At 63.8% G+C, this 13,318-nt stretch carries 13 protein-coding genes; 4 read left to right on the top strand and 9 right to left on the bottom strand.

The features are described 5' to 3' along the window. Nucleotides 1–137 precede the first annotated feature (137 nt). The 5 genes from QZ650_RS04975 to QZ650_RS04955 all read right to left on the bottom strand — a co-directional run bounded on the left by QZ650_RS04975 (nt 138) and on the right by QZ650_RS04955 (nt 4,937). The gene (locus tag QZ650_RS04975; protein ID WP_292519591.1) at nt 138–1,298 is read right to left on the bottom strand and encodes a glycoside hydrolase family 3 N-terminal domain-containing protein; all 1,161 of its coding nucleotides are present in this window, start codon (nt 1,296–1,298) and stop codon (nt 138–140) included. Nucleotides 1,299–1,357: 59 nt separating this feature from the next. Beyond that, on the bottom strand, nt 1,358–2,461 hold the full coding sequence (locus tag QZ650_RS04970) for an outer membrane lipoprotein-sorting protein (protein WP_292519594.1): 1,104 nt from the start codon (nt 2,459–2,461) through the stop codon (nt 1,358–1,360). After that, entirely contained in the window at nt 2,458–3,003 is a 546-nt protein-coding gene (locus QZ650_RS04965; RefSeq protein WP_292519596.1) for a hypothetical protein, read from the bottom strand. Before QZ650_RS04965 ends, QZ650_RS04970 begins: the two co-directional genes overlap by 4 nt. A 404-nt stretch (nt 3,004–3,407) precedes the next feature. Next, complete coding sequence (locus QZ650_RS04960) at nt 3,408–3,899, bottom strand: PIN domain-containing protein (RefSeq protein WP_292519598.1); 492 nt, start codon at nt 3,897–3,899, stop codon at nt 3,408–3,410. A 9-nt stretch (nt 3,900–3,908) separates the two neighbouring features. Continuing rightward, nucleotides 3,909–4,937 (bottom strand): XRE family transcriptional regulator, encoded by a 1,029-nt coding sequence (locus QZ650_RS04955; protein ID WP_292519600.1) that lies wholly within the window; start codon nt 4,935–4,937, stop codon nt 3,909–3,911. Between the two features lie 395 nt (nt 4,938–5,332). On the opposite strand from QZ650_RS04955, the gene QZ650_RS04950 reads away from it, so the two are divergent. Further along, entirely contained in the window at nt 5,333–5,863 is a 531-nt protein-coding gene (locus QZ650_RS04950; protein WP_292519602.1) for a GNAT family protein, read from the top strand. Between the two features lie 78 nt (nt 5,864–5,941). Here the strand turns inward: QZ650_RS04950 and QZ650_RS04945 are convergent, their stop codons facing one another. Further along, nucleotides 5,942–6,169, bottom strand: coding sequence for a hypothetical protein (locus QZ650_RS04945; RefSeq protein WP_292519604.1), 228 nt, complete (start codon nt 6,167–6,169; stop codon nt 5,942–5,944). Between the two features lie 50 nt (nt 6,170–6,219). After that, entirely contained in the window at nt 6,220–7,068 is an 849-nt protein-coding gene (locus QZ650_RS04940) for an MBL fold metallo-hydrolase (RefSeq protein ID WP_292519606.1), read from the bottom strand. 211 nt (nt 7,069–7,279) lie between these two features. On the opposite strand from QZ650_RS04940, the gene QZ650_RS04935 reads away from it, so the two are divergent. After that, entirely contained in the window at nt 7,280–7,969 is a 690-nt protein-coding gene (locus tag QZ650_RS04935) for an Hsp20 family protein (protein WP_292519608.1), read from the top strand. 5 nt (nt 7,970–7,974) lie between these two features. Here QZ650_RS04935 and QZ650_RS04930 read toward each other — a convergent pair whose 3' ends face one another. Further along, nucleotides 7,975–8,700, bottom strand: a complete 726-nt coding sequence (locus QZ650_RS04930; protein ID WP_292519610.1) for a uracil-DNA glycosylase family protein — start codon at nt 8,698–8,700, stop codon at nt 7,975–7,977. Nucleotides 8,701–8,791: 91 nt separating this feature from the next. Between QZ650_RS04930 and QZ650_RS04925 the strand changes: the two genes are divergently transcribed. After that, complete coding sequence (locus QZ650_RS04925; RefSeq protein WP_292519613.1) at nt 8,792–10,387, top strand: DEAD/DEAH box helicase; 1,596 nt, start codon at nt 8,792–8,794, stop codon at nt 10,385–10,387. A gap of 628 nt (nt 10,388–11,015) precedes the next feature. On the opposite strand, the gene QZ650_RS04920 is transcribed toward QZ650_RS04925, so the two are convergent. Further along, complete coding sequence (locus QZ650_RS04920; RefSeq protein WP_292519615.1) at nt 11,016–12,287, bottom strand: glycosyltransferase; 1,272 nt, start codon at nt 12,285–12,287, stop codon at nt 11,016–11,018. A 318-nt stretch (nt 12,288–12,605) separates the two neighbouring features. Between QZ650_RS04920 and QZ650_RS04915 the strand changes: the two genes are divergently transcribed. Beyond that, a complete protein-coding gene (locus QZ650_RS04915; protein WP_292519617.1) occupies nt 12,606–13,247 on the top strand; it encodes an FkbM family methyltransferase in 642 nt (213 codons plus the stop codon). Nucleotides 13,248–13,318 lie beyond the last annotated feature (71 nt).

Here is a 13,318-nt window from a genome sequence, read left to right as displayed (position 1 = left end):
GCCGATGCGGTATACGTCAGCACCGGTTCGGATATGGTTTTTTGTTGGAGTTCCTGTGACCGAGCAGCCTTTGTCGCGGAGTGCCACGGCAACGGGGCCCGTACAGCGAAGAACGGATCGAGCGCCCCCGGCCCGTATCAGGGCATCACTGCTCCCCCGTCCAGGTACTCCATCTTCAGCCTGAGGATCCGGCCGCAGGACTCGTCGATACGATCTTCGGAGATCTCTCCCGACTCGACGAGTTCCTTCACGATCCCGACGGCCTTCTGTGCGATCAACTCATCGTAGACCAGGTTGTTTGCGAAGAGGAAGATATCACACCCGGCGTTGATCGAGAGTTTCAGCGACTCCCGAAGATCATAGGTGTCGTGGATAGCCCCCATATCCATCGCGTCCGTGACAACTACGCCCTGGTAGCCGAGCCGCTCGCGGAGGATGCCGGTGACCGTCGCCTCTGAGAGTGTCGCCGGGCAGTCGGGATCGATCCCGGCGTTGTAGACGTGGGCGGTCATCACCATGTCGGGCAGGTCGCGGCCGATGAGGTCACGGTAGGGCTGGAGCTCCTCCTCGCTCCAGGTCTCCGTGACGTCGGCAAACCCCTCATGCGTATCGGTCAGGGCGCTCCCGTGGCCAGGATAGTGCTTGATCGCCGTCATCACGCCCTGCCGGTGGTGCTCCTCGATGACCCAGCGTGCGTTGTCGGCGACGACGGTGGCGTTCGCAGAGAAACTCCGGTTGAGCCGGCCGATCGCCGGCGAGTCGGGGTTGACGTCAATGTCGACGACCGGCGCGAAGTTCAGGTTGAACCCGCTCTCAGCGACCATCGCCGCGAGCGCCTGCCCGGCCTCGCGGGTGGCGGTCTCGTTGTTCAGGTCGCCGAGCGACCGGGCGGAGACGGTCGCCGGGAACCCGCGGGCCTCCTTCAGCCGGCAGACCGCCCCACCCTCCTGGTCGACGGCGATGAAGATCGGGACTTTCCCGGCGTAGCCCCGGAGCGAGGCGGTCAGGGCCCGGACCTGGGCGGGGTTGTTGATGTTACGCTCGTTACTGCCGAGCGCCACGTCCCGATCGAAGAGGATCACCCCGCCGACGCGCCCGGCCGCGATGTCGCGGGCGATCTGCGAGTCGTCATCAGCGGTGTAGCCGCGGAACCCGACGAGGAGCATCTGCCCGATCTTCTCATCGAGGGTGAGGGAGTCAAGGGTCCGGTTGACGGCGTCCGTGGTATCCGGGGCCGACGTGCAGCCCGCAGTGCAGACCGCGAGGAGGAGAAGCACAGCGGCGGGGCGGTTGAGCATACTATCGGATGAGACCCGCGGGAATAAATGCGTGCCTGCCGGGGAGCCGGCACCGTCCCCTACGGCGCGGATACCCGCACCGCCACCGATTCCGCCACCCGCACGAGTTCGTCCCGCCCAAGCATCTCTCCCGTGATCAGGTATAGGTATTCCCCGGCGTGCCAGCGAACCTGATCCTTCCCGCCAGTAATGACGTATTCAGCCTCCCGGGCCCCGGCAAGGGTCACCGGTTCCGGGGTGCCGGGGAGCGCGTCGCTCTCCCGGTACGGGTCGTAGAGCCGTTCCGTGACCGTGAGTTCGTCGCTGCCATCCGTGAACCGGAGCACCGTGTAGGCGCCGGGGAGGACCGCCCCTTCGTTAAAGGCATAACCCTCCGGGAGGGAGGACGGCACTTGCGCACCGTAACGCCGGGCGTCGTCGATGCTCCATAGGAAGAGCGGCGTGATCGCGGTCGTCGGCATCGGCCGGACCTCGACGCCTGCCGGCGGGTCGAAGGTGAAGATGTCGTCCGGGAGGCCGGTGTTGGTCGAGGGATCGGTGTATCCGGCAGAGAGGATCAGGTCCCCCTCCGCCCCGTACATCTCGACGCCGAGGAGGAGCCAGGTCCCGGCGTTGATCCATGCCCTGAGGCGGTATACCCCCTTCCGGTTCCGGGTTGGGGCCTCAAAGAGTTTCGCTTCCCCGGCAACCTCCAGGATATGGGCGGTGCGGCCGCCGATGACCTCGCTGCCGCGGTACGAGGCGTTCTGCTCCGCAAGCGACTCCGCAACCATCCCGCCATACCCCCGGACCTCCTCCGCCCAGCCGGGATACGACGGCTCGGAGAAGGTGGCTGCCATATACGGTCCGGCGACCGTCAGCGCCGTCCGGGTCGCCGGGTCGTAACGCCACTTCCGCGTGCCGTTCGAGACGACGATGGTCCCTGCGATCTCCGCGGGTTTCAGGTATTCGAGCCGGTAACTCCCGGGGGCTTTCTGGAGGAGCCTCGCGGTGACGTTCTCCGAATCGGCCACTACCCTTACGGTGGCGGAGAAGTCCTCCGCCTCCTCCTCTGCCGCGATGAACCGGGCGGCGATCTCGTCCGCCGGCGGCGGGTCCGCGGCGGTGCCGATGCACCCGGCGGTCCAGGCGAGGAGGAGGAGCGCGAGCGCCGCAGGCTTCATCGGCAGGCCACCCCCGCCAGGATAAGGAGCAGCCCGACGAGCGGCATGAGGAGGAGGGCATAGAGAGGTCCGACAAACTCCGTGATGCCCGGTGCGGGCACAGGCGAGGGGATGACCTTCAGGAACGCATTAAAGGCCAGGAAGAGCGAGACGATGCCGAGTACCGCGACGACGATAAGCGGCATCCGCACCCCGTCCCGGCAGCCGTCCGGGAAGGAGGAGAGGAGCAGCGCCGCGGCCGGGGGGAGCAGGAAGAGCAGGGCGCGGTTCGCGAGATCGGGAACGGTTACGGTCCACTCCATCATCCCCGTCCAGAGGACAAGAGCGGCGCAGACGGCGACGAACGGTATGCCCCGGCGCCACCGGGGCGACTCCTGCCGCATCGCCCGCAGGAACTCGACGGACCCGGCGAACGAGATGAGCGAGAGCAGGAATATGACGCTCCCGGAACCGATGGAGCCATGGGATGCGAGCGTCACCGGCATGACCGCCCAGAGGAAGAAGAATATCGCGCTCGCGGCGATGAGCGGGCCGGGCTTCATTCCCGCCTCACCCCACGGAAGAGGAGCCCGATGCCGCACATCGCCGCGAGCACCCCGAACCCCGGAGCGCGGCCGGGCGCCGTCGGGAGGATGAGGATAACGTGAAGATACTTCATCGGATCAACTCCGGTCTTCCGGGCCGTCCGATCCCTTAGGATCCCTGCCTGAAGCATCGATCGGCGAAATAGAAAACCCATTGATGAGCGATTGGGGAGAAGGGTATATATCCATTCTGTGTCGTTCGTCTCCGTCGTCTGCCTGGACGGCAGTCGTTTTGCACACAACTCTCTCCACCAGCCCGATCTCCCGGGGAGGAGAGATGACCGGCGCCCGGGGGTCCTTGGCGATGGCGGTCGGTGTCCGGTTCCTTCTCCCCGGTCACGTGAACATGCGGGTGAAGACCCCTATGGCCCCCACACTCTTATTCGCGTATCGCACTCGGCCTTCGGGAGCCACCGGCCGTTTGCCTGCATCGACCTTACGGCGTCTGCGGCACGCGCCCCCTTGAGAATACCACCGTCCACAAGGGCATCCAGGATCCAGAGTGTTCCGTGACACTCCACGCCGTTCTCTTCGGCCATCGTGCGTAAGCGGCCGTCACCGGTCACCAGCACGGAACGAGAATCCCGTGCCAGGACGAATGCGGAAAGGTCTCTGTGGGAGAGACCACGATGTCTCCGGAGGAGTTCATAGATCTCCGAAACCTGCCCGGGTTCCAGGTCGACGATCTCCAGGCCGCAGCGTCGTAATCGCTCCTGGGAGACTGTCTTTATCTCATGGGCGATGAAGTTCGCCATGAGGAAGGTGTAGCCAAGGCGTGAGGGGCAATCGAGGATACCGCCGGCATCCAGGTCGAATATACAGTTTGCATCGACCGAGCACCGGAGACTCTTCACACCTACCGCCTAAAATGACTCTATACACTGATCGACGGGCTGTTCTCCCCCAAGTAATTCCTGGGCTCGCGATTGACTTATTTTTTTCTCGCTCAGGGCGCGGAGCACAAGCAGCTTCATATGCGTTGGACGTTCCGGCGGTAACCGGGCTCCAGGCTCATTCTGCCCCCACCCATGCTGATTGAAGAGAGTCCAGAGACGTTCTGACGTGTTCTCCGATATGATCCCGAGATCGGCAGCCCGGTGGAGCCAGGCACTCATGCTCATGCCCCACTTATGCTTGAGAACGTAGAACTCCTGCGGGGATATGCTCCGACGTCGCTCCCCAAGTTCTTTGAACGCCATCTCCTTCGGCACGAGGAACGCAGCGGCAAACCGATGGGCTGCTTTCTCCTCATCGACGTCTCCCTCGATCCGGAGCAGGAGGTGGCCGAGTTCGTGGGCGAGGTTGAACCGCTGGCGGTCCCCGGGCATATCGTTGTTCACGGCGATAACCGGTGTGGTATCGTTGTGGTAGAACGTCAGGGCGTCGAACTTATCCGTGGCTTCGACGACGCCGACCTTAACGCCGTGCTGCTCCAGCACGTCCATGACGCTCTCGATGGGGTCCAGCCCCAGGTCCCACTCATCGCGAACCCTCAGCGCCACGTCTTCGATCTCGTCCAGGGTTGTTATGCGGCAGTTCGCCGGGGAAGGGAGCGTGAGGGCCTTCTCCTCGCCCAGGATCAGTTCGATCTCGAGATATCTCTCTAACCATTCCCGGACCTTTGCATGGATCTGGCCCTCCTCTTTCTTTTTCAGTGGTTTCCGGCACCGGTACTGCGGTTGTGAGAGGTTCACCCATATGGAGCGAAAGAAGTAGTCGACGTTCACTCCAAGAACCTCGCTCAATTGAATGATAATCCCGGATCTCGGGACGACCTCGCCGGTCTCGTACTTCGAGATTGCCATGGCGCTCAGGCCCATCTCCCGGGCCAGGTCCCGCTGGCTCAAACCCGCGCCGATACGTGCGGATCTGATCCGCTCCCCGATGGTCATATCACCTCACCACTGCACGAGTTTACGATCTCAAAATATTTTATAGTTTTGTAAACTCCAGGGCACCCGTGATCGTTCCAGCTTCCCGGACGAGTCTGTCGGCCGGGGAGGGCGGGAAATGCCCGTCACTCCCTGCTCAATAAGCCTGCACCGGTTCGCATCATGCGATCACCCCAAAAAGGCATCTGAAGCCGGGAAAGGGATGCCTGCAGAAAACCGTGAAAGGGTCGTTTAAACGCGTCGGCAGGGCAGAGCCCGATTGATTACAATCCTTTTTCACTGCATCTCAAATAAGATGTGTACAGCGGCGGTACAGAACCGTCCGCCACGATTATGATCGCGCCAAAAAACGCAATCCGGAACGGATAAGAGTCATCCCGCCAGGAGTAACCACGATGATGCCCCGCCGCATCCGCACCGAACGCCTCGACCTGGTAGCGGCAACGACCGAGATTCTGGAGGCAGACCGCCAAACCCTCGCCCGCCTCCTTGACGCCGCCGTCCCGGGGTCCTGGCCGCCGCCGCTGCTCGACGACGCGATCATCGCGGAGTTCATCCGGATGACGGCGGAGAAGACCGATCCCTGCTTCGTCACCTGGTACTGGGTGCGGGACGACCCCGCCGAAAGCGAACGGGTCCTCGTCGGGACCGGGGGGCTTGCCTCATCGCCGTTCCCCGATACGGTCTTCATCGGCTACTCGGTCCTCGAGGAGTTCCAGTGCCGCGGCTACGCGACCGAGGCGGTCCGCCAGATCGTCGCCGCCGCCTTCTCCCTCCCCGGCGTCCGGCGGGTCATGGCGACGACCTACCCCGAGCTCGTCGGGTCCATCCGGGTGCTCGCGAAGAACGGGTTCGTCCACGCCGGGGAGGGGTTCGAGAAGGGGACGATCGCCTACGTGCTGAAGAAGCCCGGAACCGGAGCCTGATGCCGGAGCAGAGAAGAACTCGCAGCGGCTTTGTGGCCGAGCCAACCGACGCACCCATGGCCGGCAGGGCGGTGGGCCTCACCGGCCGCGCCTGCGTACCCGCGAATCGGGCGCACGGGGAGCCTTCTCCCCCCCGAAGAGCTCGTTCAGGGCTTCACCGAGGATCGTGAGTTCCCGGTCCACGCGGGATCTCAGCATAGGATCGGTGCGATACTCCTCGCAGGTCCTCCCCGCGGTGACCTGTGCCATACGGCCGGCAGCTTGTGCGATATCGGAGAAGCGTCTCCGGTCCTGGCGCGACGGCATAACCATCCTCCCTTGCAGACTCCTCACAGGCAAGCATTCAGAGACTCTGCTCACGCCCCGTAGAGATACCGCCCGCTGATATCCAGGATGTAGTCCCCCCGGTAGAACGGGTACTGCCCGACCAGGTGCTGTTTCAGGGTCGGGACGTCGCTGCTCGCCGCAAGGGCAGACCCAGCGGCCTCAAGGTACCCCACCATATCTGCAAGCGCCTGCTTGTTCGACGGGAGCCCGTGCCCCGGGAGGACGTAGTCGTACTCCTTCTCCATGTAGCGGCCGAGGTGAGCGAGCCAGGGCCCCATCTCCTTCTGCTGCAGGAAGACGTGGACGCGGTTGTAGACGAGGTCCTGGGCGAGGAGGACGCGGCTCTCCGGGAACTCGATGACGAGGTTGACGCCGGCCTCCGCACCCTCGGCCTTCTCATAGGCGAACGTCACACCGTCGATCGTCTCGGTCCCGGGCCGGATGATATGCTCCGGCGCCGTCACCGTCCCCGTGATCGCGTCGCCGAAGATCGGTGCGTAGGCCTGGATCATCGCCTCCCCGCCCCCCACGATCCCGTCCGCGACCTCGGCAAGGGCGTGGATGGGGGCGTCCCGGAAGTACTCGCAGCCGAACCAGTGGTCCGGGTGGCTGTGCGTGATGATGACGCGGTCGATCGGTTTATCCAGGCTCTCGGCATACCGGCGGAACTCCTCCGCGTGGGGACGGAGGAGCTGGGTATCGACGACGACCAGCCTCTTCTCCGTCTCGATGATGTGCGAGTTGACATAGACCGCCGTCTCCGGGGCCTCGTAGGTGTGAATCCTCAGGTTCTCCAGAGGGATGACGGTCATAACGCCGGCTGCCGGCAGCGCGACCGAAGGTCTCCGGGTCATTGACTCTACAATCCGCGAGGTCATAGCACCCGCCCACTGGCAGCTTCCCCCTATATCTACCTTGGGGATTTGGGGGAAGGACCCCCCGGATCCGCCCTGACAGCCCCCGCCGGGGCCAAAGGCCCATCCATCCTCGCGGCATACCGCCATCCCGGCCTCCCGGCACCCCGCACAGCAACGTATATATGAAGTGTTCACAACCAGAGAGACCGCCAACGAGCAGGAGAGATCAACCATGGCATGGCGAAGAACGGCCCGCGGGCCCTGGGGAGAGTTTGAGGATATGCTCGCGAATATGCAGCGGCAGTTTCGGGACACGATGGAACGCATATCGGGGTCTGCGCAGCAGGCACCCGTCCCGGGGGCTGGGACGATGATCGACGTCGTCGAGCACGAGGACGACGTCGTGGTCGTTGCCGACCTTCCCGGCGTCGAGAGGGAGTGGATAACCGTCCGGCTCCTTGACCCACGCACGCTCCGGATCTCCGCCCGGCGGGAGGAGGCACGCGAGGAGGAGCAGGCCGGGTACCACATGCGCGAGCGGAGGATCGGGGCGATCTCCCGGACAGTCTCCCTCCCCACCGACGTCAGGGAGGAGGAGGCACGCGCCACCTTCAAGAACGGTGTCCTTGAGGTGCGGCTAAAGAAGGTCGCCGAGGCCCGCGGCAGGGAGATCCCGGTGGGCGCCGAGGGGCAGCGGGTCGGCACGGCCGCAGAGGAGCGCCGGCACCAGATCGAGGAGGAGTACCGGGAGGACCGGGAGAAGATGAAGCCGTCCGGCTACCTGAGTTCCCGCGACCTGATGGAAGCGGCGCGGAAGATCGAGATCGAGGATACAGGGAGCCCCGAAGAGCAGAAGACGGCCGCAGAACTCCGCCGGCAGAAGGAGAGGATGTACGAGGAGGGGAGGAAGAAACTCCGGTGAGGCGGTCAGGCCACGAGGTCGCGGATGGCTGAGAACCCCGACTCGATCAGGTCCAGGCGGCACCGGTTGCGCCAGCCCGGGTAGGGCAGGCAGAGGAGGCGGGTCTCCTCGTCAGGCGGATCCCGCGCGACCTCCGTGACCTTCCCGGCGCCGGCAAGCGCCGTCGCGTAGGGCTCGATATTACGGAGTCCGGCAAGCGCCGTGCTCCCCAGGGCGACGACGTACTCCGGGGCGAGCGCGGCGATCTCGGGCCCCAGGGTCTCCTTGGCGCTCAGCCGGACGAGGTCCGCCGGGATGGCCGCCTTTCGGTTCTTCCGAAAGACGCACCGCACCGTATCGACAAGGAAGAACCCCTCCGCAACGAAGCGTTCGAGGTTCTCCCGGCGCGACTCTCCATCAAGCCCGAGAAGGAGAAAGAGGTTCTCGGCGAGCCCGCCGGAGAGCGGGCCCCGGGGTCGGCCGGCCGCGTAGCGATCGTTCCAGAAGTATGGGTAATCGGGGCTCCTGCAGTCGCCGGGTCCGGCGACCTCGCGCCTTCCAGCGGCCCAGGGCGGCGATTCCGCGACGAAGAGGACTTTGATGAGGCCGGGCTCGCCACAGGCGCCGCAGACGTCGTGGGGGAGGAGGTCCGCGAGCAGGATCCCGGAGAGATCGGGGCGGCCGGCGGCGTAGCGGCGGTAGACCTCCCGCATCGCGGCGGCGCTCACCCGTGGAGGAGACCGGGCAACCATTCCAGAACGTTCGTCTGCAGAGGAGATATACGTTGCAGGACGGCATCGCAATGCGACATATAAAGATGCATAAACGCCAAGGGATGAGGAGATGGAGAATAACATTACCTTCCAGGATCTCAATATATCGCAACAGACGCTCCGGGCAATAGAAGATATGGGTTTCGAGGAGCCCACGCCCATCCAGATGCGCACAATACCCACGATCCTCGGGGGACGTGACCTGACCGGCCAGGCGCAGACCGGGACCGGGAAGACGGCGGCGTTCGGCGTCCCGGCGATCGAACGGGTTGACCCCGATAGCCGGGAGACCCAGGTCCTCGTCCTCTCTCCCACCCGGGAACTCGCCATCCAGACGGCCGAGGAGTTCGCCCGCCTGGCGAAATACCATAAGGGGATCAGCATTCTCCCGATCTACGGGGGTCAGCCGATCGACCGACAGTTCAAGGCACTACAACGCGGTGTCCAGATCGTCGTCGGGACACCCGGCCGGGTGCTCGACCACCTCGACCGCGGCACCCTCTCGTTTGCCGGCGTGCATCTGGTCGTCCTCGACGAGGCGGACCAGATGCTTGACATGGGCTTTCGCGAGGATATCGAGAAGATCCTCGATGAGACCCCGGCTAAACGGCAGACGGTCCTCTTCTCGGCCACCCTCCCTAAACCCATCCTGGACATCTCAAAGAAGTTCCAGAAAGACCCCGAGTTCATATCGGTCGCACGCCGTGAGGTGACCGTCCCGCAGATCGAGCAGCTCTATCTCGAGGTGCGGAGCCGCGACAAACTCGAGATCCTCTCCCGGCTGCTCGATATGTACGATCCCGATCTGACCCTCGTCTTCTCGAACACCAAAAAAGGCGTCGACGACCTGACCACCCATCTCCAGGCCCGGGGTTACTTCGCCGAAGGCCTCCACGGCGACATGAAGCAGACCCTCCGCGACCGGGTGATGGCGAAGTTCCGTGCGGGGACGATCGATATCCTGGTCGCGACCGACGTCGCCGCCCGGGGCATCGACGTCGAGGACGTCGACCTGGTCATCAACTACGACGTCCCGCAGGATATCGAGTACTATATCCACCGGATCGGTCGGACGGCACGTGCCGGGCGAACCGGCCGGGCCGTGACGTTCGTGGGCCCGAAGGAGTACTTCAAGCTCCGGACGATCCAGAACTACACGAAGATCAAGATCGCCCGGATCCCGCTCCCGACCCAGGGAGACGTCGAGGAGAGCCGGACGCGGAAACTGATCGACCGGGTGCAGCACGTCATAAACGAGGGCGACCTCGAGCGCTACGTGAACCTCGTCGAACGGATCATCGCCGAGGACTATACCTCGCTTGAGGTTGCCGCGGCCCTCCTGAAACTGGAACTGAGTGGCGGCCCGGCCGAGCGGGGCCAGGGCCTGCCGCAGGATATCAGGCCGGTCCCGGGGCTGGCTCTCCTCAGGATCCCGGTCGGGCGAGAGCACCAGATCCGGCCGAAGGATATTGTCGGGGCGCTCGCGGGCGAGACCGGGATTCCCGGCAGCGCCATCGGTGCGATCAACATCTACGACACCTACTCGACCGTCGACGTCCCGCTCGAGTTCGCAGACCAGATCGTCGAGGGGATGAAGGGGAAGACCATCGCACGGGTCAGGCTGACCCGGCCGATCGAGATCATCGGAGCACCCGACGGGCAGTAAGAAGATTCAGACCGGTCCTGGGCGGGGCCGGTTCCAGAGACCTATTTTGCCGGGACGGTGCAATGTAATGGCAAACTCGAACCGGCCTCGAACGGCCATGGAATTGGACCGTCACAGAGCCAGAATACTTTTCCTGATACCAGAACCTCATGGGGTGCGGACCGGCGAAAGCACCTCACGGCAACCCGAAGTGCGGAGGAGTTCCCCAGGGTAGCAGCACTGTTCCCGGTCGTGAGAAACTGTTATATAGCCTGACGCATAGGTTGTCATCGTCTGGGGGGTGATGACGTCAACAGGTATGGATGCAATCACTGAATCTTCCGGAGTCTCATCGCCATCAAAAATATCGAGAATTATCTGCCCTTGACCCGCATACTCGCAATACTATATGGTGAGAAGGTGTGTCTGCAAACTCCTGCCCGGGTTCTGCCAGCCATCTGTGCCATCTGCCCTTGCACCAGGGAGGAAGGGGGCAAATCGACCCGAAGCCCCCTTCCCAGGATAAACCGGGGTTGATATACCGGGTGCCCGGAGCCATACGAGTCCGCCGGGCACCCGGGACGAGGGCGGCCGTGGGATGCCACCCACGGTCCCGCCCTCCGTGGGGGACCCGGAACGTCTCCTCTTTTTAGCACGCCTCCCCATCGGCCGGGGGTATGAGTTCTGCGGTGAGCATATCCAGGTAGTCGGAGAGGAGGCGGGTGATCAGGAAGTGTTGCCGGACGTGCTCTCTGCCGGCACGGCCGAGCCGCTCCCCGAGTTCCGGGTTCTCGAGAACCTGCCGGATCCGCCAGGCAAATCCTTCCGTATCGGTCGGATCGAGGAGGAACCCGGTCTCGCCGTCCTCGATCTGGAGCGGGATCCCGCCGACGCGGGAGGCGATGACCGGCCTGCCCTTCCAGAGCCCCTCGGTGACGGTCAGCCCGAACCCCTCGCGGAGCGACTTCTGGAGGATGACGCACGAGACCCGCTGGAGAGCGTTGACCAGCAGATGGTCTTCAGCGGTGATCAGGATGACGTCGCCGGCCTCGATGAGGGAACGCGCCTTCTCCTCGACCCGCCGGTAGATCGCCCAGCCTTCAGGGTCGTCGGGGGCCATGCTCCCGCAGAGGATCAGCCGGCAGTCGACATGCTTCTTCACCTGCATGAAGACGTCGACGACGCCCTCGGGGTCCTTCCACTTATCGAACCGCGAGATCTGGGTGATCAGCGGTTTGTCGATCGGGACGTTGTATTTTTCAAGGAGGCCCTGGATCTCCGCATCAGAGAGGTCGCGGTTCTTCTCCGAGAGGGGATCGATCGCCGGCCGGCAGATCCACTGCTCCATCGGCATACCCGCCCGCCGGTACTCCTCGTGCGATATGACCATCCGGTCGTAGCCGAGGACGAAGTCCTTGAGGAACGCCCAGAGGTCGGGGTTCGGGTTCGAGAGGTCGACGTGGCACCGCCAGACCCAGGGCTGGGCCTTCCTGTAGAACCGGATCAGGGGCAGGGGCTGGGGGTCGTGGATGACGACCAGGTCGTGGTCGATCGTCATCCGGCCGGAGAAGGACTCGTTCGTCCTGACGTAGAGGTCCTTCGCCTCGTTTGAGAACGCGATCGCCTGCCCCTGGAGCGCGTTATGGAAGTTCTTGGTGATCGTGAAGAAGTCACCCTCGCCGTTCAAGATGTTCCATTGCGTCTTGATCCCGACGTCGTTCATGAGCGGAACCAGCGAGAGGATCATCTCCGCTACGCCGCCGCTCTGGTAGGTCGAGTTCACGTGGAGGACCCGTTTTCCCTGGAGCCCCGCCGCCTTGCGGTGGATCTCGGAGATGACATCGTCGCCGACGATGGGCCGGTGGTCCTCGAGCGTCCGGCCGTTATCGCAGATGCAGGTTATTCCGTCCATGTAGGCCATCGCAGTTCACCCCTCAAAGGTCGTGTGGAGACTACTACATAGAGCATCTGTGCACCCAATTTTATAAAGATATGTATATAAAAATGTGATTTATAATCGAGCCTCACGGTCATACAGCGATTATCCCGGACATAAAAGGGATTAACGCCATGCAGCGCCGAGGAGTATGAGACGAAAAAGGTTAATAAAAGAGCACCATTCCGGGCCGCCCGGACGGCGCTGGACGGGGGAGCGCAAGAGCCCCGATGAGCCGGAGCGCCAAGGCAATCCGTGGGAGAAACGCCCATATAGACCGCAATCCCAACATTATCCAGCACAATGTACCGAATAGATGCCCCGAAAACGGACGGCGGTTCCGGATGCCCGCCCCCGGTCATCACCCACGACGGCGTAACCTTCAGGAGGATGCCGGACGGAACCGACGCCGTCTACATCATCGGCGAGTACCACTTCGACGATATCCGGCCGGACGACATCGTCATCGATATCGGGGCGAACGTCGGTGCGTTCTGCATCCGTGCCGCCCGGCGGTCACGCCACGTTCTAGCAGTCGAACCCGTCCTGGCGCAAGCCCTCCGCGAGAACGTCCGGGCAAACGGTGTGGACGTCACGGTGATCGGCGGGGCGCTCGGCAACGGGGAGAAGGAGCGGATCACCTGGGGGAGCGGGACCGTCACCGTGACGACCCATTCCCTCGGGGCGATCGCCGCGATGGCCGGAGGCTGCGACTTCCTGAAGTGCGACTGCGAAGGGGCGGAGTGGTCCATCCGGCCCGAAGACCTCGACGGGGTCCGCCGGATCGAGATGGAACTCCACATGCCCCCGATCGGGGGGCCGATGAACCGCACGCTCCTCGACTACATCGGGGAACACTACGATTTTACGATCGACCGGACACCCGGCTACGACGTGAAGGGCGTGATGGGGGTCCTGCACGCCGTCCGGAAGAGCGATCGGTGACGGCCCCGCGACCACCTCGCCTCCGGACCGCAACGACCCGAAAATATCACGAGATCGCGCCAGACACCCGC

The sequence above is a fragment of the Methanoculleus sp. genome (assembly GCF_020696975.1).
GTDB lineage: Archaea > Halobacteriota > Methanomicrobia > Methanomicrobiales > Methanoculleaceae > Methanoculleus.
This window is presented reverse-complemented; position numbering and strand designations above follow the sequence as displayed.

Bases quoted from the DNA above. Each gene is read 5' to 3' on its own strand.
- QZ650_RS04975 (WP_292519591.1), bottom strand. From the start codon at position 1,298: ATGCTCAACCGCCCCGCCGCTGTGCTTCTCCTCCTCGCGGTCTGCACT.
- QZ650_RS04970 (WP_292519594.1), bottom strand. From the start codon at position 2,461: ATGAAGCCTGCGGCGCTCGCGCTCCTCCTCCTCGCCTGGACCGCCGGG.
- QZ650_RS04965 (WP_292519596.1), bottom strand. From the start codon at position 3,003: ATGAAGCCCGGCCCGCTCATCGCCGCGAGCGCGATATTCTTCTTCCTC.
- QZ650_RS04955 (WP_292519600.1), bottom strand. From the start codon at position 4,937: ATGACCATCGGGGAGCGGATCAGATCCGCACGTATCGGCGCGGGTTTG.
- QZ650_RS04950 (WP_292519602.1), top strand. From the start codon at position 5,333: ATGATGCCCCGCCGCATCCGCACCGAACGCCTCGACCTGGTAGCGGCA.
- QZ650_RS04945 (WP_292519604.1), bottom strand. From the start codon at position 6,169: ATGCCGTCGCGCCAGGACCGGAGACGCTTCTCCGATATCGCACAAGCT.
- QZ650_RS04940 (WP_292519606.1), bottom strand. From the start codon at position 7,068: ATGACCTCGCGGATTGTAGAGTCAATGACCCGGAGACCTTCGGTCGCG.
- QZ650_RS04935 (WP_292519608.1), top strand. From the start codon at position 7,280: ATGGCATGGCGAAGAACGGCCCGCGGGCCCTGGGGAGAGTTTGAGGAT.
- QZ650_RS04930 (WP_292519610.1), bottom strand. From the start codon at position 8,700: ATGGTTGCCCGGTCTCCTCCACGGGTGAGCGCCGCCGCGATGCGGGAG.
- QZ650_RS04925 (WP_292519613.1), top strand. From the start codon at position 8,792: ATGGAGAATAACATTACCTTCCAGGATCTCAATATATCGCAACAGACG.
- QZ650_RS04920 (WP_292519615.1), bottom strand. From the start codon at position 12,287: ATGGCCTACATGGACGGAATAACCTGCATCTGCGATAACGGCCGGACG.
- QZ650_RS04915 (WP_292519617.1), top strand. From the start codon at position 12,606: ATGTACCGAATAGATGCCCCGAAAACGGACGGCGGTTCCGGATGCCCG.